Genomic DNA, 20,913 nt, shown 5'->3' with positions numbered 1-20,913 from the left:
GATTCTTTACTATGAAACAAATTAGTATTTTAGGTTGTGGTTGGCTGGGATTACCATTAGCAAAAACGTTGTTGGAAAAAGGATTTTCAATAAATGGTTCTACAACTTCCGTGGAAAAAATTGCTGTTTTAGAAAAAGCTGGAATTTTACCTTTTCAGATTAATTTATTTGAAGATAGAATTGAGGGAAATATTGATTTATTTTTATCAAATTCAGATATTTTAATAATCGATATTCCACCGAAATTGAGAGGAAATTCTACCGAAAACTTTGTTGCAAAAATCCAAAATATAATTCCGTTTATTGAAAAATCATCGGTTGACAAAGTGATTTTTGTTAGTTCAACTTCGGTTTATGCAGACGACAATTCGATAATAACTGAAGAAACAAAACCAAATCCTGATACTGAAAGCGGAAGGCAATTACTGGAAGCTGAACATATTTTGCAAAGCAATAAAAATTTCCAAACAACAATTGTTCGTTTTGGTGGATTGATTGGTGATGATAGACATCCAATAAAGTTTTTGGCAGGAAGAAAAAATATTGAAAACCCAATCGGACCAATAAATTTAATCCATCAAATAGATTGCATTGGAATTATTGAAGCGATTCTGAAACATTCCGAAACGTCGGGACAAAATGACAAATCCAATGAAGTCTTTAATGCGGTTGCGCCATTTCATCCAACTCGAAAAAAATACTATACTAAAAAAGCAATTGATCTTGATTTATCTTTACCAGAATTTGACGAAAGTAAACCTTCTGTCGGGAAGACGATTTTGAGTGATAAGGTTGAAACAGTTTTGAATTATAAATTTGAAATAAAACGATATTAAATTAAGGAATTGATTGTTAGGTTAAGAAATTACTTAGAAGTAGGAAATCCTCTTTCCTCTGCTAGTTTATTCATTTCTGTCAAATATTCTTCTTCATTTACTACCTTTCCTCTAATTGGTTTTTCTAAAATAAACATTGGCATTTTATCTGGAGAGAGGATTTCAGTGCAATAGTACTTTCTTTTTTTATCTATTAATTCTAAAATCAAACCATCCAATCCACCAAAATCTTGTGGACCAACTTGATATTTTAATGCTGGTGCATACCAAGCAATTGTATAAAATGTTTTGTCTTTTCCGTTAATTAATTTGACCTCTTTAGAAACTGCTTTATAACATGTATAGCCTAGTATTTCTTTAGTTTCGTTAAATAATTCCCATTTAAAGTCCTTTTGTTTTTTGTTTACAATGAAATAATTATCAAGAAAAAGTCTTTGCTCGATATAATTTTTAGATAAATCATCAAAAAAATAACTATTATCGCCACCAAAAGCTTTTCCCATGTGTGCCATAGAATAAGACTCTTTATTGTGTAAGAACCATAATGATTCATTTCCTTTTAACCTTAATGAATAAGTCAAATCTTCTAATTGAGCTTCCATTTTGAGGATGTACTCTTTAATAGATTTTGAATTTTCATCTGTTGGATCAAACATAGATTCACTACTTTTTACTTTATAAATAAGTTCCATCTTTTCTTGAGAAAACCCAAAAAAACTTGACAACAAAATCAATAAAAATAGTTTCTTCATAAATTTAAATTAGTATGAAAAGAGGCGCAAAATTTTGCGCCTCAATGATTAGTTTTTTATAATTTCTTACCAGATTTTAACTCTGTTTTCTGGCTTTACATACAACTTATCTGTTTCTTTAATATCGAATGCTTTGTAGAAAGAATCAACATTTTGAAGTGGTACATAAGCGCGATACATTCCTGGTGAATGCGTATCGGTTTTAACAAAATTCTTGATGGCTTCATCTCTTATTTTGGTTCTCCAAATGGTTGCCCAAGAAATAAATAATCGTTGTTCTGGTGTGTAACCGTCAATTAAACCAGGATTTCCATTTTGCTTTAAATGTATTTGTAAACCATCATAAGCTGCGTTGATTCCGCCTAAATCTCCAATGTTTTCACCAAGTGTAAATTTACCGTCAACGAAAGTTCCTGGAATTGGTTCTAATGCACTGTATTGTGCTGCAAGTGCTCCACCAAGACCAGTAAATTGTTTTAAATCGTCTTCTGTCCACCAGTTTACTAGGTTTCCATCTGCGTTATATCTTGAACCCGAATCGTCAAATCCGTGTGAGATTTCGTGACCGATTACTGCTCCAATTCCGCCATAATTTACAGCTTCATCGGCTTTATAATCGTAAAATGGTGGTTGTAAAATTGCTGCTGGAAATACAATTTCGTTATACGATGCATTGTAATATGCGTTCACCGTTTGTGGCGACATTCCCCAACGTGTTTTATCTACTGGTTTATTTAAGTCGGCAATATTTTCTTGGAAACCCCATTTAGAAACATTTTTCATGTTTTCATAATAGCTTCCGCCGTTTTCTTTACTTTTTATAACCAGTTTAGAATAATCTTTCCACTTGTCTGGATAACCAATTTTTACTTTAGATTTTTTAAGTTTTTCGATAGCGCCTTTTCTAGTTTCTGGTGTCATCCAAGGTAAATTATTGATTCTGTTTTCAAATGCTAAGAAAACATTTTCAATCATTTTTTTGGCTTTTTCTTTAGCTTCGGCTGGGAATTTTTTCTCAACATATAATTTCCCTAAAGCTTCACCAACCGTTCCGTTTACCACTTGAAGTGCGCGTTCTTCTCTTGGACGTTGCGCTTTGGCACCTTGCAATGTTTTACTATAAAAATCCCAATTTGCTTTTTCGATTTCAGTTGTTAAAACATTTGATGAATTATTTAATAAAGTCCAACGTAAATATGCTTTCCATTCTTCGATTTTATTCTCTTTAAAAACCGTTTCTAATGACGTCATGTATTTAGGTTGCGATACAATAACAGAATCAACTGCTGGAAGACCAACTCCTTTAATGTAATTGTTCCAATTTACCGATGGCGTTAACTTTTGTAAATCGGCAACCGACATCGGATTGTAAGTTTTACGTCTGTCTCTTCTTTCAACTCTATCCAATCTTGGTGTTGCCATTGCAGTTTCAATAGCTAAAACTTTTTTGGCATTTGCTAAAGCTACATCTGGTTTATCACCAAGGAATTGCAGCATTTTGGCAACATGGAGTACATATTTTTCTCTTTTTTCTTTAGAATCAGCTTCATCCGATACATAATAATCTCTGTCGGCTAAACCTAAACTTCCAAGACCAATGTTTACAACATTTCTATTACTGTTTTTTGCATCGGGACCAACACCAATTCCGTAAAAACCTAATCCGCCTTCTGGTTGCATTTCGGTAATTAATTTGTTTAAATCGTTGACCGATTTGATGGCATTAATTTTAGCTAAAGTCTCTTTTATAGGATTTATTCCAAGTTTGTTTCTTGAAATGGTGTCCATATACGTTTGAAAAACATTAACGGCTTTTGCTTGATCTGAATTTGGATCTAGTTTTTTATTTGCTGCAGCTTCTTTTAAAATGTCAAGTGCATCTCTATCGGTATTTTGACGTAATTCATCAAAACTTCCCCAACGTACTCGATCACTTGGGATTTCTGTTTTGTCTACCCAAGTTCCGTTTACATATCTAAAAAAGTCGTCTCCTGGTTTTACAGATTTATCCATAAAATCAAGATTAATTCCCGGATTTTTTTGTTGCGCATTCATTTGGCAAACACCAAAAAAAGCTACTGTAGCAAATAACGAAATTGATCTTATTTTTGATTGCATAGTATTATTTTTTTATAATTCTTTTAACTGTAGATTGCTCGTTAGCTGTAATTTTCACAAAATAAATTCCGCTTGAAATAGAGGTTAAATCAATTGTTGAATTACTTCCATTTGTCTGAATATTTTTATTTGAATTTATAATTTTACCCATGACATCATATACTACAATTTCATCTATTGTAGCATTTCCTGCAGAGATATTATAAATTCCAGTAGATGGATTTGGATAAATTTGAATGTTATTTAGGTTAAATGACTCATTTGCCAAAGTTCCGCTAATTAAGAAATCATCTACTACAACTCCAAGATTATTTTCGGCTTCGTCTGAATGGAAAACAATTCTAAAAATCACATTAGTTTCTGTACTTAATGCTGCTAAAGAGTAAAAATAGGTAGTTAATGCAGCATTAGTTCCTGTCCATTGAGCACCAACACAATTGAAACAATCTGTTCCTGATGATTCTGGAGTTCTATTACTATTATACCAGTTTGGTCCTTGTGTTCCAAGAACTTGCCAAGTTTGCCCAAAATTTGTTGAGTATTCTACGTAAGTTAAATCCCAATTATTTTCTAGGTCGAAAGCCATTTTAAAACTAATTTGTGGCCCAGCTAAAGAAGATAAATCGTAACATTGAGAAACAAGGTATGATTTGGTTAAATCTGGATAATTACCAGTTAAATTGGTACTATAAACGTTATTTAAACCAGAGGCTAACGCTCCACCAGTTCTAACTCCTCTTGTCCAAATTCCAGTAGTACTTGATTCATTATATTCAATTAATTCATCCGTAGCCGTTTCAAAAGTATTGGTTACATTAACTGTTCCTGAATTATTTAAATAGAAATTAGTTGATCCCGAATTATTATCACTGTAAGCATCACCAGCAATTGTTGAAACAACATTCATAGTATATATTCCTTTAGGTAATGTTACTGCTGGCAAACTAATTACTTGTGTTTGTTCTGAATTAATAGTTCCAGTCCAAGTAAAAGTATACGTAACAGCATTTACTGTATAATTGAAATTCACAGAATTAATTGTGTTAGAACCATTATTTTTCACCGAAACTTGTGGTGTAACAGCATTAGCACAATTAATATTTACTGAAGATGGGTTTTGAATCTCATTAAATTTAATATCATTTAGTGGCGTTTGAATTTGAATAGCTGATTGCCAAATACCTCTTCCGTAAGTAGCTGCAATGATTTTCTCATCTTCAAGGTTTATTTCTAAATCCGTTACAGATACATTTGGTAAATTAGTATCAAATGGCTCCCATTGTGACATGGTATCATCTGTGTAATAAACACCCAAGCTAGTTCCAAGATATAAAGGATTGTTTGTATCTCTTCCTTGATGAACAATTACATTTTTACCAATTGCTGGTAAACCTGAACTAAAAGAGGTAAAAGAAGTACCTCCATTAATAGATTTTAAAGCTTGACCAGAAGTTCCTTGCGTTGTTATGTAAATGATGTTGCTATTTGACGAATGAACGTCAATAGAAGTAATATTTCCTGGAGCAGAATAAACTTGTGTAAATGTTAGACCTCTATTAGTGCTTTTATGTAGTCCCGAACCATTTACTACATACATATTGTCATCGTTAGAAGGATCGACTGCAACCAATTCAATGTTTCCGCTTCCTGTAGGAGAACCAGCATTTTGTAATTGCCAAGCACCACCAACAAGCTTATATAAATTAGAATATCCAGCAAATAATTCACCTGTATTATTGGCAACTAAAGGCGTAATCCAATTTCCGCCATCATCATTAGTTCCAGTTTCTGCAGCTGGAGCACCAACACCAGAAGAAAGAGAATTACCAGAATTAGTACTGATATATAAGTTACTTCCAAATTGAATAAAACCATAATAAAGATTACTGTTTGTTGGATCAATTGCAGTATCCATTCCGTCAGCTCCATAATAATTTTTCCACTGACTTCCACTGTAAGCATGACCTCCGTTATCTTGAAGTCCACCAACCATTTTAGAAGCTGATTGTTTAGAAACCGCTATTTTGTAAAACTGACTAATTTGTGCGCCAGCCGTCTTATCAGTAAAAGAAGTACCATTATTTTCTGACACATAAACACCTCCATCACTTCCACAATATAATTTTGTTCCAAAAAACTGGAGATAATGAATATCTGCATGAGTATATGTTGCTTGTGTTGGTGCACTCCAACTATTTAATTGATTAAATGTTGCTCCAGCATCAAGTGATTTCCATACGTTTAAACATCCTGTATAAATTTCATTTGCATTGGTTTGAGAAACAGCAAAAGCTAAGTCATAACCTGATTGACCAGAACCATTAAATGTATCATTGGTTCCAGATGTTAGAGTCCAGTTTGTTCCTCCATTTGTAGAACGATAAACGCCTTGCATCGCACCAGATGTTGTTGTGCTTAATATGTAAATATAATTAGAGTCTGCTGCGGTTACATCCATTAACATTCTACCTGAAGAAAATGGTAACCCAGTAGCTAAAGAAGAAAAGGTATCTCCTGCATTTGTAGATTTATAAAATCGGTTTGTGCTTACTGCGTAAACAGTATTTGGATCGCCAGGTTTTAGTCTTATTCTTCCTTGTGAGAAATTACCTGCTTGTTCTAATGTCCATGTTGTTCCACCATTTAATGTTCTGTAAATACCATCGGTTGTTGCAGCCCAAAGCATATTAGAATTTGATGGATTCATTAAAATATCTCCTGCCAATTTATTTGTTCCTGTAAAAGTAAGGCCAGTGGTGTTCCAAGTTGCGCCTCCATTTGTCGTTTTTAAAACCCCTATAGAATAAGTATCAGAAGCATCACAATCTCCAGTGGCTACGTAAATTACATTCGAATTATTAGGATCAACTGCAATTCCAGACACACCTATTTGAGGTAAATTATCTGACAACGGAGCCCAAGTAGTTCCTGCATCTAGAGATTTCCAAATTCCTCCAGCTGGTGCACCAATATATATAGTATTTGGATTTGATGGGTCAACATAAACAATATTTACTCTTCCTTGACCAGAAGACCAAGAGCCAGTATTAGAATGTGTAAACGGACCAACTGGTTCCCAATTACTTGTTGGAAGCATTAAAAGATTACTAGATTTATTTGCTTTTGCTGCCTTTTTTTGATTGAATGCATCCCACATTTCTTGTGGTGTGATTAAATAACCTTGATCGTTTGTTTTATTTCTCCAATGATTTTCCCAACGCAAAAATGGTTTGAAACCACTACCTCTTTTAGAATGATCTCTATTTTCCCAATATTGATTGAAAGATTGTACAACCTCATCTATAGAAACTCTTTCAGATTTTGCGCTAGAATTTGTTGTATTCCATGGCGCCAAAGAATTGTATTGTGCTTTTCCAACAAAACAACTTAATAACGCAACAAAAAGTATAATTTTTTTCATTTTTAATAAATTTCCCCAAATGTAGATAAAAAAATAACAATAAAACACCTCTTTAACAATAGTTCAATGATAATTACTAAACGATTAATTACTTTTGTAAAAAAATACAATGACATCTGTTTTTAAAAAATATAAAATTCTAATCGGATTTTTTGTCGTTTTCTCTATGGTAACTATTTCGTTGTTTTACAGCGTTTTAAAACCTAGTAAATCATTACCTATATATAATCCGAGTGATGTAAATCCAGAATTGGTGGATTCTACTGTACAATACATTGCTAATAATCATAGAATCGCCGATTTTAAATTTACCAACCAAAACGGAAAAATTATAACCCAAAAAGATTACGAAGGTAAGATTTATGTAGCTGATTTTTTCTTTACAACTTGCCCAACTATTTGTCCGAAAATGACGGATAATATGGTATGGTTGCAGAATCAAATTAAGAATAATCCTAAAGTGATGTTGCTTTCACATTCGGTAACACCTGATATTGATAGTGTTCCTGTATTGAAGAAATATGCATTAGAAAAAGGTGTACTTGATGCTAAGTGGAATTTGGTAACTGGTGATAAAAAGGATATTTATTACATCGCTAGAAAATCATACTTGGCTGTAAAAACTGGAAAACCAGAAGAAATGTATGATATGGTTCACACTGAAAACTTTGTTTTGGTAGATTCTAAAAAGCGAGTTCGTGGATTTTATGACGGAACTAATCTAGATCAACCGACTGAACCCGGAATAAAAAACGTTAAACAATTGCTTGAAGATATTTTATGGTTGTGTGAAAACGATAAATAGCACAAAAGACAATTGCTAACTAGCCCTGATGCAAGGGAAAAGCTCCCGATTTTTATCGGGACTTTGGAAAGGCAGCAGGAAAATGGATTACAAATAATTCGCAAGCCATTCGCTTCTAAAAAAAACTTAAAATTGATAAATATCATAGTTTTTAGATTGTAAATAGTTACTTTTGTATTTTAATTCAATCTAAATAAGCTTTTGAAACTAACACTCGCCCAACTTAAAAAAGGTCAAAAAGGAATTATCGCCGATGTAAACATTGACGAGATTCCGTTGAAATTATTGGAAATGGGTTGCTTGCCTGGCAATGTTGTAGAGTTGGTTCAAATTGCGCCTTTTGGCGATCCTTTGTATTTTATTTTTAATGATTCGCATGTGGCTATCCGATTAGAAACTGCGAAAGAAATTGAAATTACATTGGAAAATACTACAAATTAATGACTCATAAAACTATAAAAGTTGCGTTAATTGGAAACCCAAATACTGGTAAAACTTCGGTTTTTAATCAGCTTACTGGTTTGCGTCAACAAGTGGGAAATTATCCTGGAATTACCGTTGAAAAAAAGATTGGTTCTTGTAAATTATCTGAAAATGTAAAAGCAACAATCCTAGATTTACCAGGAACTTACAGTTTAAATGCAAGTTCAATTGACGAAAATGTAGTGATTGAATTGTTGATGAATAAAAACGATGAATATTTTCCTGATGTTGCTGTTGTGGTGACTGAAGTTGAAAATTTGAAACGAAATTTACTGCTTTTTACCCAAATAAAAGATTTAGAAATTCCGACTATTTTGGTCATCAACATGAGCGACCGAATGGCAAAAAAAGGAATTGATTTGGACATTCCGTTTCTTGAAAAAGAATTGAAAACCAAAATTGCTTTGGTAAGTTCTCGAAAAAATATTGGAATTGATTCAATTAAAAATTTGATTCTAAATTATGAATCGCTTTCAACAGAACCTTGCTTGAATGCGTCGGTTATCGATGTTGATTATTTTGATAAATTAAGACGCGCCTTCCCAAATCAATTGCTATATAAACTGTGGTTGGTGATTACTCAAGATGTGAATTTCTTGAATTTGGACAGGAATGAAGTGCAAAGTAATTTCACTAAATCGAAAACCGAATTAAAACGTTTGCAGCAAAAAGAAACCATCAAAAGATATCAATTTATAAATGATACTTTAAAAATTGGTCAAAAAATAGATGTTTCAAAAGCGACCGATATTCGAGCAAAATTGGACCGAGTTTTAACCCATAAATTTTTTGGCTATGTAATTTTCTTCGGAATTTTAATGCTAATTTTTCAGTCGATTTTTAATTGGTCGAGTGTTCCAATGGATTTTATTGACGAGACTTTTACTAGTTTAGCATCGTATGCAAAATCGCATTTGCCAGCTGGAGAATTTACCAATTTAATTGCAGAAGGAATTATTCCAGGAATTGGCGGAATTGTAATTTTTGTTCCACAAATTGCGTTTTTGTTTTTGTTTATTTCGGTTCTAGAAGAAAGTGGTTACATGAGTCGTGTGGTTTTTTTAATGGATAAAATAATGCGTCGTTACGGACTTTCAGGCAAAAGTGTTGTGCCATTAATATCTGGAACAGCATGTGCCATTCCGGCAATTATGAGCGCTCGAAATATTGAAAACTGGAAAGAACGTTTGATTACAATTTTAGTTACACCTTTCACCACATGTTCGGCGAGATTACCGGTTTATGCAATTTTAATTTCACTAATAATTCCAGACGAAAAAATTCTTGGTTTCTTTAATTTACAAGGTTTAACCTTGATGGTTTTGTATCTTTTAGGATTTTTTATGGCGATTGTTTCGGCTATAATTTTGAACAAAGTTTTACAATTTAAAAGCAAATCCTACTTTGTTGTAGAAATGCCAAGTTATAAAATTCCGATGTTTAAAAATGTTGGAATTAATGTTCTTGAAAAAACGAAAGCGTTTGTGTTTGGTGCTGGGAAAATCATTTTAGCTATATCGATTATCCTTTGGTTTTTAGGTTCTCACGGGCCAAAAGAAACATTTGGAAATGCACAACAAATTGTTGAAAACGAGGTTTATTCAAGTAAATTAAAAATAAATCCATCAGTAATTGAGGATAATGTTGCTGCCTATAAATTAGAGAATTCTTATATCGGAATTATCGGAAGAAGCATCGAACCGGTAATAAAACCATTAGGTTACGATTGGAAAATTGGAATTGCAGTAGTAACTTCATTTGCTGCAAGAGAAGTTTTTGTTGGAACATTAGCAACCATTTACAGCGTAGGAAATAGCGATGATGAAACAACCATAAAAAACAAAATGGCTGCCGAAATAAAACCTGATGGAACCAAGATTTTTAACTTTGCAACAGGTGTTTCGTTGCTTTTATTTTATGCTTTTGCGATGCAATGTATTTCTACTTTGGCAATTGTAAAAAAAGAAACCAACTCGTGGAAATGGCCAATAATTCAGCTGATTTTCATGAGCGGATTTGCTTATTTAGTGGCATTATCGGCGTATCAAATTTTAAAATAAAAAGCTATGAACATTCAAGAAATATTGGTTTACGTAGTTTTAGTTATTGCTGTAGCTTTTTTATATCAAAAGTTTTTCGGCAAGAAAAAACCTAAAAAAGATTGTGGTGACGATTGTGGTTGTCATTAATTTTCAAAGACAATCTTGATGTATTTCTTTTTATCTTTCACAACAACACCTTCTTTAGGATAAGGCAAAACACTAATCGATTTAATTTTTTTGGAATAATATTTAGAAAACCAAAAATTATTTTCTTCTCTATTTTTCGAATTGAAAGTCAGCGTTTTTTCTTCAACAAATTTTTTATCGTTATAAACTTCAACCACAGCAGAAACTTCGCCAGCCCAGATACATGTTGTTCCTTCTGGACAACGTGAATCATTTAAAACGCTTTTCAATTTGAGATGATATCCTTTTTTAGGAATACATTTCTTTGGTGTGATTTTTATTTCTGATTGGGCAAATGCAAAAAAGAAATTAAGAAAAAATAGTACAATTAAAAGCTTTTTCATAGTCAAATTTTTTTATCCCAAAGCAACATCAAGCGTCATCATCACAATAAATCCGCCTATAAAACCTAGTGTTGCAATATCGGTGTTTTTATCTTGCTGCGTTTCAGGAATTACTTCTTCAACAACTACAAATATCATCGCACCGGCAGCAAATGCCAAAGCATAAGGCAAAAGTGGTGTAAAAAAAGTTACAGCAACCGCACCTAAAACTCCAGCAATTGGTTCCACTAATGCAGACGATTGTCCGTACATGAAACTTTTCCAACGGCTCATTCCCATTCGTCTTAACGGCATTGAAACCGCAATTCCTTCTGGAAAATTTTGTATTCCAATTCCGATTGCCAATGTCACAGCACCAGCAATGGATGCTTCTGGAATTCCAGCTGCAACGCCACCAAATAAAACTCCAACCGCTAAACCTTCTGGAATATTGTGCAATGTTATTGCCAAAACCAACAAAGTAGTTCGTTGCCAAGGCGATTTTACACCTTCAGTTTCTTTAAAATTGATATGCAAATGCGGTAGTACTTTATCCAAACCAAATATAAAAAGCGCTCCCAAAGCAAATCCAACTGCTGCAGGAATAACTTTTATAAAACCTTCACCTTCACTCATTTCGATGGCTGGTGCCAATAAACTCCAAAAACTTGCAGCAACCATAACGCCTCCAGTAAAACCGAGCATTCCATCAAGTACAACACGATTCATATTCTTAAAAAAGAATACAAACGATGCACCAAATGCTGTTAAAAACCAAGTAAATAAAGTAGCATACAAAGCAGCCAAAATTGGATCTATACTTTCGAAATAATCTAAAACAGATTGAAACATATTATTTTACGTATAAATTATTAGCAATTTTATTGGATAATGTCAACTCTCTCGAATCGATTTCGACCAATAATGTGTCGTCAAAACTTTCTTTTTCTTTTACTTTTATTTTAGAACCTAAAGCAATTTTTTGCTTGTCTAAATATTTTAAAAAATCTGAAGATGAATCTTTTACACCTACACATTTGTATTCTGTATTTAATGCTGCTTCCGATAAAAGTAACTTATTTACCTTTTTAATTTCGCCATTTGCATTCGGAATTGGATCTCCATGCGGATCAAAATCTGGAAATTCTAAAAATTCATCTAGTTTATTGATGAGCGCTTCCGATTTAATATGTTCTAATTCTTCTGCAATTTCATGTACTTCATCCCAAGCAAAATTTAATTTCTCTACCAAAAAAACTTCCCACAATCGGTGTTTTCTTACAATCATTTTAGCCGATTGAAATCCGCTTTCAGTCAACGTTACACCTTGGTATTTTTGATAGGAAACCAATTCTTTATCAGATAATTTCTTTAGCATATCGGTCACTGACGAAGCTTTTGTATCCAGCATTCCGGCAATAGCATTTGTGTTTACACCTTTAGGAGAAACCAACGATAAATGATAAATAACTTTAATATAATTCTCTTCTGAAATGGTCATCGTAAAATTTATTTAAGGCAAATATAGAATTATATTTTTGTTTTAATAAATATTATTTTTAGTTTTGTCTAAAAATTTATTTAAATAATAGTGAAAAAAATATTTATAATACTACTTGCTTTAATAAGCGTTAAAAATCTAGCACAAGAAAGCGGAACACTTTCTGGTGAAATTCGATCCAATTCTGAAGTTGTCTCTTCGGCTAACATCGTAATGCTAAATACAGAAAAAGCAACTATATCTGATAGTTTAGGAAATTATAAAATAGAAAATCTAGAAGAATCATCCTATAAAATTCAAATTTCAGCAATGGGTTTTGAACCGATCAGAAAAACAATTGTGATAAAGAAAAATGAAAATCTTATACTAAATTTCGAATTAAAAAGAATTGAAAATCAATTGAATGAAGTAGTAATTTCGGGAACACTAAAAGCCGTAAAACGATTAGAAAGTCCGGTTCCAGTCGAAGTATATTCACCAGTTTTTTTCAAAAAAAATCCAACTCCAAGTATTTATGAAGCCTTACAAAATGTAAATGGCGTTCGTCCACAACTAAACTGCGGCGTTTGTAACACTGGCGACATTCACATCAATGGTTTAGAAGGCCCGTATACGCTGGTTTTAATTGATGGAATGCCTATTGTGAGTAGCCTTTCAACGGTTTATGGATTATCTGGAATCCCAAATTCGCTTGTAGAACGTATCGAAATTGTAAAAGGTCCAGCATCATCATTATATGGTAGCGAAGCTGTTGGCGGATTGATCAATATTATTACTAAAAACCCAATAAATGCACCATTATTTTCAGCAGATTTTTTTACTACTTCCTATTTAGAAAATAATTTAGATTTAGGGATGAAATTTAAAATTGGTGAAAAAACAACATCCATTATTGGACTGAATTATTTCAAATATGGAAATCGCGTTGACAACGACAACGATAATTTTACAGATGTAACCTTATCTGATCGAATTTCGCTCTTTCAAAAATGGAGTTTTAGTCGGCCAGAAAATAGAATATTTACCATTGCAGCTCGTGGTGTTTATGAAGATCGATTTGGTGGCGACATGCGATGGGAACGAAAATACCGTGGCGGAAACGAAATTTATGGCGAAAGCATTTACACAAAACGCGGTGAACTTTTAGGAAGTTATCAATTGCCAACTGCCGAAAAAATTATGTTTTCGTTTTCAGGAAATGTACATTTTCAAGACAGCCGATACGGAACAACGAGTTACATTGCCAATCAAAAAATAGCTTTTGGACAACTAACTTGGGATAAGAAAATTGAGCAGCACGACCTCCTTTTTGGAACAGCTTTACGTTACAATTATTATGATGATAATACGCCTGCAACATCCAATTCAACTGGCAATAAAGCCGAAAGTACTTATTTACCCGGAATTTTTCTTCAAGATGAAATAACATTCGATGAAAAAAACAAATCATTATTAGGATTACGATACGATTATAACTCCATTCATGGTTCCATTTTTACACCTCGAGTTGCCTATAAATTAAAAATAAATGACAATAATATCATCCGATTGAATGCTGGAACTGGTTTTAGAGTGGTTAATTTATTTACCGAAGATCATGCGGCATTGACTGGTTCACGAGAAGTAGAAATTAAAAATGATTTAAAACCCGAACAATCTTTAAATGTAAATCTGAACTACATTCGGAAATTTAATTTTGAAAACGGCACTTTTATAGGAATAGAAACTTCGGTATTTTACACAAGATTTAGTAACAAAATTGTAACCGATTACGAAAGTGATCCTAACAAAATTATTTATGATAATATAAATGGTTATGCAATAAGTCAAGGAATTACTTCAAATATTGATGTGAATTTTACAAATGGGTTGAAAATTATTACCGGAATTTCCTTTCTAGACAACAGAAATGTTGAAAATGGAAAGAGCGAAAGACCATTTTTAACCGAGCGTTTTACAGCAACTTGGAATGTTTCTTATAAAATAAAACAAATCCATTTAACAATAGATTACACCGGAAATTTGTACGGAAAAATGAAATTACCTTTGCTGAGTGATTTAGATCCGAGAGCACCAACTTCACCGACACACAGCATTCAGAACATCCAATTTACTTATTCGAAGTTTAAAAATTTTGAAATATATGCTGGTTTTAAAAATCTTTTAAATTTTTTACCCAAACAAAACAATCCATTTTTAATTTCAAGAACCGATGATCCATTTGACCAAAACGTTGAATATGATTCGAATGGAACTGTATTGGCAACACCGCAAAATCCGTATGGTTTAACTTTTGATACGACTTATGTTTATGCTCAAAATCAAGGAATTCGTGGTTTTTTTGGAATTCGATATACTTTAAATTAATGAAAAAAATTATTTACATAACTTGTTTTCTATTGGCAATTCAAACTGGTTTTGCTCAATTAAATCTGAGAAAATTTGAGGAAATTGATAGTTTACAAAAAATAGAAAAACGAAAAATTATTGTTTTCATTCATACCGATTGGTGCAAATTTTGTGCAGCGTTTCAATCGAAAACATTGAAAAATGAAGCAATAATTACACTATTAAATAAGAAGTTTTACTTCATCGATTTTAATGCCGAAGAAAAACGAAAGATTGCTTTCAACAATCAAAAATTCCAATTCAAACCAACAGGAATTAACTCTGGAACACACGAACTCGCCATTCAATTAGCAACAATAAACGATAAAATCAATTATCCAGCTTTATGTTTTCTAAATGAAAACAACGAAATCATTTTTCAGCACAATGGTTTTTTAAATACCAAAGATTTTAAATTGTTGTTGGAGAAAACCATCAAATAAATTGCTTATTTTTGATGAAATTTCTACAAATAAATGCAACACTATCACTACATTTTTACAGGCTCAGGATTATCGGCTTTAATGACCGTTTATGAAATGATTTTATCTGGAAAATTTAATGATAAAAATATATTACTTATTGATGAAAATCCTAAAAATGCCAACGATAGAACGTGGTGTTTTTGGGATAATTCTTCTCATTTTGATACGATAATTTCTAAAAAATGGGATGTTGCGCTTTTTGCAGATGAAAACTTTAGAAGAGATTTAGATTTGAATCCGTATCAATATAAAATGATTCGTGGATTGGATTTTTACAATCTGGTTTTCGATTTAATTGCTAAACAAGAAAATATTCATTTTGCAAATCAAAAAGTGATTGATTTCGAAGAGTTAGGAAATCATTGCATTGTAAAAACTGAAACTCAGAACTACACTTGCAACAAAATTTTTAATTCGATTTACAATCCAACTATTGTAAAAAGTCAATCGAAATATCCATTATTGCAACAACATTTTATTGGTTGGTTTATAAAATCGAAAGAAGAAGTATTTGATAAAAACAGAGCAACTTTCATGGATTTTTCTGTTGAACAAAGAGGAAATACTCGATTTATGTACGTTCTTCCAACTTCTTCAACCGAAGCTTTATTAGAATATACTCTGTTTTCAAAAGATTTACTTTCTAAAGAAGAATACGAAAATGAAATTCAGAATTACATCCAAAAACTTGGAATTACAGACTACGAAATAGTAGAAAAAGAACAAGGAAATATTCCGATGACGAGTTATAAATTTTGGAAACACAACACCAAAAATATCATAAATATTGGTTCAGTTGGCGGATGGACAAAGGCAAGTACAGGTTATACTTTTAAAAATACTATCAAAAAATCGAAAGCATTAATCAACTTTTTATCCAAAGAATCTGACTTCAGAAAATTTCATAAAACGGATAAATTTTGGTTCTACGATTTGTTGTTTTTAGATGTTTTATATCGAAGAAATGATTTGGGTTCCAAAGTATTTTCGTCATTATTCAAAAAAGGAAATCCTACACTAATTTTCAAATTTCTTGACGAAGAAACCACATTTTGGGAAGATTTACAAGTGATTTGGAAATGCCCGAAAGGTTTGTTTGTTAACGCGTTGTTAATGCGGATTTTTAAATAATCAACTTTTTTATCTTTATCAAAATTTACATAAAGATGAAGAAAATTATTTTATTAATTACACTATTTTTCACGACTATTTTTTATTCCCAAGAAGGCAAAACTCAGGAACAAGAAAAAATTATTGAAGAATTTTTGACCAACTGTGCGCAGCAATACAACTACATTTATCAAATGGCAGAATGGCAAAACTGTCTTGATAATGGTTTAAAAAAAGACAGTACTATAGCCTATTTATGGCAACAAAAAGCGATGCCCTATTTTAAAGCTAGAAAGTACGAAATCGGAATGCCATTTCTTGATAATGCCGTAAAATATAACGGAGAAAGATGGCAACCTTACCGCGGTTTTATGAAATGCATTTTTTCAAAATCATATAAAGATGCTATTGAAGATTTAGAAGATTGCAAGAAAAAATATGGTAATCAATATGTTATGGATCATACTTATGATTTTTATATTGCCATTTCTTATTTGCAATTGAATGAATTTGAAAAAGCAGAACAATTATTGCAAAACTATGTCAAAGAATTGTATGAGAAACGTGATGGTTTTGAACACCACACAGCTTTTTTTTATTTAGGAATTGCTAAATATGAATTAAAAAAATATGAAGAAGCAATTGCCGAATTTGATAAAGCCTTAAAAATATATCCTAATTTTTCAGATGTGAAATTTTATAAAGCTATATGTTTAGCACGATTAGGTAAAACAGAAGATGTAGATTCATTAATAAAACAATCAAAAGAAGATTATAAACAAGGTTATAGACTCAATGAAGATAATGTAATTTATGAAACGTATCCTTATCAAAAAAAATGGGAAACACTTTGATATAAAATCTATCAAACTATAACAAAACTTTATAATCAAAATTATTATAAAATTGCAATTCTCACTATCTTTGCAAAAGATTTTATATCTAAAATTTAATATCAAATATTTAATATCAAGAATATGTATCCAGAAGAAATGGTAAAACCAATGAGAGCAGAACTTTCTGACGCTGGTTTTCAAGATTTATATAATGCAGAAGAAGTAAAAAATGCTATCAAAGCAGAAGGAACGACACTTGTAGTTGTAAATTCAGTTTGTGGTTGCGCTGCAAGAAACGCTCGTCCAGGAGCAAAAATGAGTTTGGACGGAGCAAAAAAACCAGATCATTTAGTAACAGTTTTCGCTGGTGTTGACAAAGAAGCGGTTGATGCTGCAAGAGAAGAAATGTTTCCGTTTCCTCCATCATCTCCAAGTATGGCTTTATTCAAAAACGGAGAGTTAGTTCACATGCTAGAACGTCACCACATTGAAGGTCGTCCAGCTGAAATGATTGCTGAAAACTTGAAAGACGCTTACGCAGAATTCTGTTAAGACTTTTTACTTTTAGAATTACAACCCTGTCAGAGTTTTGAACTCTGACAGGGTTTTTTCATAAATTATTTTTACATTTGCACCCGAATTCTTCCATTTAGAATTCAAAAAATAGTTCTCACTTAAACGTTTATAGCATGCAACTGTATAACACCTTAAGCGCAGAAGAAAGAGCCGAGCTTATAGATCAAGCTGGCAAACAAAGACTTACTTTGTCATTCTATGCGTATGCCAAAATTGAAGATCCGAAAAAATTTCGCGACGACTTATTTATCCAATGGAACAAACTCGATGCTCTTGGTCGAACTTACGTTGCCAAAGAAGGAATCAATGCTCAAATGAGTGTTCCAGCCGAGAATATCGAAGCATTTCGAGAAACTCTAGAAACTTACGATTTTATGAGAGGCATTCGTTTGAATGTCGCTGTAGAACATGATGATCATTCGTTTTTAAAGCTAACCGTAAAAGTTCGTGACAAAATTGTTGCAGACGGATTGAACGACGAAACATTTGACGTGACCAATATCGGAGTTCATTTGAAAGCTCAAGAATTCAACCAAATTTTAGAAGATCCAAATACTATTGTAGTTGATTTTAGAAATCATTACGAAAGTGAAATTGGTCATTTTAAAGGTGCCATTACTCCAGATGTGGAAACTTTTAGAGAAAGTCTGCCAATCATCAACGAACAATTAAAAGATTTTAAAGAAGATAAAAACCTAGTGATGTATTGCACTGGTGGAATTCGATGTGAGAAAGCTTCTGCTTATTTTAAACACCAAGGTTTTAAAAACGTGTTCCAATTGGAAGGCGGAATTATCAATTATGCCAAACAAATCAAGGAAGAAAATATCGAAAGTAAATTCATAGGAAAGAACTTCGTTTTTGACCACAGACTTGGCGAAAGAATTACCGACGATATCGTTTCACAATGCCATCAATGCGGAAAACCATGTGACAATCACACCAATTGCGAAAACGACGGATGTCATTTATTGTTCATTCAATGTGATGAATGTAAAGCCGCAATGGAAAATTGTTGTTCAACCGAATGTTTAGATACTATTCATTTGCCATTGGTAGAACAAGTCAAACTTCGTAGAGGTATTCAAGTAGGTAATAAAGTTTTTCGCAAAGGAAAATCTGATAAATTGTTATTCAAGCATTCTGGAGAATTATCTGATAAACCTTTGGCAACGGCTCAAAAATCTCAAGACATTCGTCAAAAAATAAAAATAAAAAAAGTACTTGTTGGTAAAGCCGAACATTATTATCCAAAACCACAAGTTGGATTATTTATTATCGAAAATAACGAATTGAATGTAGGCGATAAAATACTAATTTCTGGACCAACCACTGGAAACGAAGAAGTAATTTTAGACAAAATGATGGTCAATGGAAGCGAAAATTCTGTTGCAAAAGTCGGAGATAAAGTGACTTTTATTTTGCCTTTTAGAGTTCGATTATCTGATAAATTATTTAAAATTATCACTTAATGACAACTTCTGGAAGAATAGAATTAATGGCTCCAGCCGGGAATTTTGAATCCATGCAAGCAGCTTTAGATAATGGTTGCGATTCGATTTATTTTGGTGTAGAACAATTGAACATGCGTGCAAGAGCAACAGTAAATTTCGTTTTAGATGATTTACCCGAAATTGCTCGACGATGCAAAGAGAAAAACGTTAGAACTTATCTAACTTTAAATACAATTATTTACGATCACGATTTATCCATTGTAAAAACACTTTTAACCAAAGCCAAAGAAGCAGGAATTACAGCCGTAATAGCATCCGATCAAGCGGTTATCATGACGGCAAGAACTGTTGGGATTGAAGTTCATATTTCTACTCAACTAAACGTAACCAACATTGAAACAGTAAAATTTTATTCAATGTTTGCAGATACCATTGTACTTTCTCGCGAATTGAGTTTACGTCAAGTGAAAAAAATCACTGATGCTATTGAAAAAGAACAAATAAAAGGCCCAAGTGGTAATTTAGTTGAAATTGAGATTTTCGGTCACGGAGCTTTATGTATGGCTGTTTCAGGTAAATGCTATTTAAGTTTGCATTCGCATAATTCTTCTGCAAATCGAGGTGCTTGCAAGCAAAATTGTCGTAAAAAATACACAGTAATTGATCAAGAAAGCGGTTTCGAAATTGAAGTGGATAATGAATATCTAATGTCGCCAAAAGATTTATGCACCTTAGATTTCCTAGACCAAGTAATCGATTCAGGTATAAAAGTTTTAAAAATTGAAGGTCGTGGACGTGCTGCAGATTATGTAGCAACAGTTATCAAAACCTATCATGATGCAATCGATTCATATTACGAAGGAACTTTTACCAAAGAAAAAGTCACTACTTGGATGGAAACTTTGGCAACGGTTTACAATCGCGGTTTCTGGAGTGGTTATTATTTGGGGCAAAAGTTAGGCGAATGGTCAGATAATCCAGGTTCGAGTGCTACACAAAAGAAAGTATATGTTGGAAAAGGAATTCACTACTTTCCAAAATCCAAAATTGCCGAATTCAAAATTGAAGCTTACGATATCAAAAAAGGTGATAAAATTTTAATTACTGGTCCGTCAACTGGTGCACAAGAACTGGTTTTAGAAGAAATATTTGTAAATGACATCAATTCGGAAAAAGCTACCAAAGGCGATAGTTGTACAATGAAAGTGCCGTTCCGAATTCGTTTATCGGACAAAATTTATAAAATTGTAGAAAACTAATGGTCGTTGTAACACTGCAAAGGGACAAATGCATCGGTTGCAATTACTGTGTAGAAATGGCACCAGCACAATTTCAAATGTCAAAAAAAGACGGAAAATCAGTGTTGCTTAAATCGGTCAATGCAAAAGGGTTTTTTACCTTGAAGTCTACAGATTATTCTATCACAGAAAATTGTGAATTGGCTGTAAAAGCTTGTCCTGTAAATATCATTACAATAAAAGAAACTTAAAATCAATAGATTGCAAACTACTTAAATTTCAAATTTCAATGCCTAATTTGGCCATTGGAATTTGGGATTTTTTTATTGGAATATAATTTCTAAAAATACTATCTTTAC

Annotated in this window: 19 protein-coding genes; 13 read left to right on the top strand and 6 right to left on the bottom strand. The window is 32.5% G+C overall.

Annotated elements, in window-relative coordinates:
• The first annotated feature begins 11 nt into the window (after window positions 1–11).
• Complete coding sequence (locus LG45_RS04175; protein ID WP_035124715.1) at window positions 12–836, top strand: SDR family oxidoreductase; 825 nt, start codon at window positions 12–14, stop codon at window positions 834–836.
• A gap of 29 nt (window positions 837–865) precedes the next feature.
• Here the strand turns inward: LG45_RS04175 and LG45_RS16000 are convergent, their stop codons facing one another.
• From LG45_RS16000 to LG45_RS04160, 3 genes are all read right to left on the bottom strand, one after another.
• Window positions 866–1,588: a GLPGLI family protein gene (locus tag LG45_RS16000; protein WP_052087476.1), complete on the bottom strand. Its 723-nt coding sequence runs from the start codon at window positions 1,586–1,588 to the stop codon at window positions 866–868.
• Window positions 1,589–1,654: 66 nt separating this feature from the next.
• On the bottom strand, window positions 1,655–3,706 hold the full coding sequence (locus LG45_RS04165) for a M13 family metallopeptidase (protein WP_035124713.1): 2,052 nt from the start codon (window positions 3,704–3,706) through the stop codon (window positions 1,655–1,657).
• 4 nt (window positions 3,707–3,710) lie between these two features.
• The gene (locus LG45_RS04160; protein ID WP_035124709.1) at window positions 3,711–7,127 is read right to left on the bottom strand and encodes a T9SS type A sorting domain-containing protein; all 3,417 of its coding nucleotides are present in this window, start codon (window positions 7,125–7,127) and stop codon (window positions 3,711–3,713) included.
• A 109-nt stretch (window positions 7,128–7,236) separates the two neighbouring features.
• Here LG45_RS04160 and LG45_RS04155 point away from each other — a divergent pair, with 109 nt between their 5' ends.
• The 4 genes from LG45_RS04155 to LG45_RS16340 all read left to right on the top strand — a co-directional run bounded on the left by LG45_RS04155 (window position 7,237) and on the right by LG45_RS16340 (window position 10,604).
• Complete coding sequence (locus tag LG45_RS04155; protein WP_035124707.1) at window positions 7,237–7,932, top strand: SCO family protein; 696 nt, start codon at window positions 7,237–7,239, stop codon at window positions 7,930–7,932.
• Between the two features lie 201 nt (window positions 7,933–8,133).
• Window positions 8,134–8,373, top strand: coding sequence for a FeoA family protein (locus tag LG45_RS04150; RefSeq protein WP_035124704.1), 240 nt, complete (start codon window positions 8,134–8,136; stop codon window positions 8,371–8,373).
• Complete coding sequence (gene feoB / locus LG45_RS04145; RefSeq protein ID WP_035124702.1) at window positions 8,373–10,475, top strand: ferrous iron transport protein B; 2,103 nt, start codon at window positions 8,373–8,375, stop codon at window positions 10,473–10,475. Before LG45_RS04150 ends, feoB begins: the two co-directional genes overlap by 1 nt.
• Before the next feature lie 6 nt (window positions 10,476–10,481).
• The gene (locus tag LG45_RS16340) at window positions 10,482–10,604 is read left to right on the top strand and encodes a FeoB-associated Cys-rich membrane protein (RefSeq protein ID WP_089046903.1); all 123 of its coding nucleotides are present in this window, start codon (window positions 10,482–10,484) and stop codon (window positions 10,602–10,604) included.
• On the opposite strand, the gene LG45_RS04140 is transcribed toward LG45_RS16340, so the two are convergent.
• From LG45_RS04140 to LG45_RS04130, 3 genes are read right to left on the bottom strand one after another with little or no spacing between them, the layout of a single operon-like run.
• The gene (locus LG45_RS04140) at window positions 10,601–10,987 is read right to left on the bottom strand and encodes a hypothetical protein (RefSeq protein ID WP_035124699.1); all 387 of its coding nucleotides are present in this window, start codon (window positions 10,985–10,987) and stop codon (window positions 10,601–10,603) included. The genes LG45_RS16340 and LG45_RS04140 overlap by 4 nt on opposite strands.
• A 12-nt stretch (window positions 10,988–10,999) precedes the next feature.
• Window positions 11,000–11,818 (bottom strand): ZIP family metal transporter, encoded by an 819-nt coding sequence (locus LG45_RS04135; protein WP_035124697.1) that lies wholly within the window; start codon window positions 11,816–11,818, stop codon window positions 11,000–11,002.
• Between the two features lies 1 nt (window position 11,819).
• Window positions 11,820–12,467, bottom strand: a complete 648-nt coding sequence (locus LG45_RS04130) for a metal-dependent transcriptional regulator (RefSeq protein ID WP_035124694.1) — start codon at window positions 12,465–12,467, stop codon at window positions 11,820–11,822.
• Between the two features lie 90 nt (window positions 12,468–12,557).
• Between LG45_RS04130 and LG45_RS04125 the strand changes: the two genes are divergently transcribed.
• The 8 genes from LG45_RS04125 to LG45_RS04090 all read left to right on the top strand — a co-directional run bounded on the left by LG45_RS04125 (window position 12,558) and on the right by LG45_RS04090 (window position 20,805).
• Window positions 12,558–14,834 carry a TonB-dependent receptor gene (locus LG45_RS04125; protein WP_035124691.1) on the top strand — a complete coding sequence of 759 codons (2,277 nt, stop codon included), beginning with the start codon at window positions 12,558–12,560 and terminating at the stop codon, window positions 14,832–14,834.
• Window positions 14,834–15,298, top strand: a complete 465-nt coding sequence (locus tag LG45_RS04120) for a thioredoxin family protein (RefSeq protein WP_035124688.1) — start codon at window positions 14,834–14,836, stop codon at window positions 15,296–15,298. The genes LG45_RS04125 and LG45_RS04120 overlap by 1 nt, the downstream gene beginning before the upstream one ends.
• A gap of 33 nt (window positions 15,299–15,331) precedes the next feature.
• Window positions 15,332–16,471 carry a lycopene cyclase family protein gene (locus tag LG45_RS04115; RefSeq protein ID WP_035124686.1) on the top strand — a complete coding sequence of 380 codons (1,140 nt, stop codon included), beginning with the start codon at window positions 15,332–15,334 and terminating at the stop codon, window positions 16,469–16,471.
• A 35-nt stretch (window positions 16,472–16,506) separates the two neighbouring features.
• Complete coding sequence (locus LG45_RS04110; protein ID WP_035124684.1) at window positions 16,507–17,304, top strand: tetratricopeptide repeat protein; 798 nt, start codon at window positions 16,507–16,509, stop codon at window positions 17,302–17,304.
• A gap of 123 nt (window positions 17,305–17,427) precedes the next feature.
• Window positions 17,428–17,838 (top strand): BrxA/BrxB family bacilliredoxin, encoded by a 411-nt coding sequence (locus LG45_RS04105; protein WP_035124683.1) that lies wholly within the window; start codon window positions 17,428–17,430, stop codon window positions 17,836–17,838.
• A 137-nt stretch (window positions 17,839–17,975) separates the two neighbouring features.
• On the top strand, window positions 17,976–19,334 hold the full coding sequence (gene trhO, locus LG45_RS04100; protein ID WP_035124681.1) for an oxygen-dependent tRNA uridine(34) hydroxylase TrhO: 1,359 nt from the start codon (window positions 17,976–17,978) through the stop codon (window positions 19,332–19,334).
• Window positions 19,334–20,575: a peptidase U32 family protein gene (locus tag LG45_RS04095; protein WP_035124679.1), complete on the top strand. Its 1,242-nt coding sequence runs from the start codon at window positions 19,334–19,336 to the stop codon at window positions 20,573–20,575. The genes trhO and LG45_RS04095 overlap by 1 nt, the downstream gene beginning before the upstream one ends.
• On the top strand, window positions 20,575–20,805 hold the full coding sequence (locus LG45_RS04090) for a ferredoxin (protein ID WP_035124677.1): 231 nt from the start codon (window positions 20,575–20,577) through the stop codon (window positions 20,803–20,805). The genes LG45_RS04095 and LG45_RS04090 overlap by 1 nt, the downstream gene beginning before the upstream one ends.
• The last annotated feature ends 108 nt before the right edge of the window (window positions 20,806–20,913 follow it).

The sequence above is a fragment of the Flavobacterium aquatile LMG 4008 = ATCC 11947 genome, from assembly GCF_000757385.1.
Lineage (GTDB): Bacteria > Bacteroidota > Bacteroidia > Flavobacteriales > Flavobacteriaceae > Flavobacterium > Flavobacterium aquatile.
This window is presented reverse-complemented; position numbering and strand designations above follow the sequence as displayed.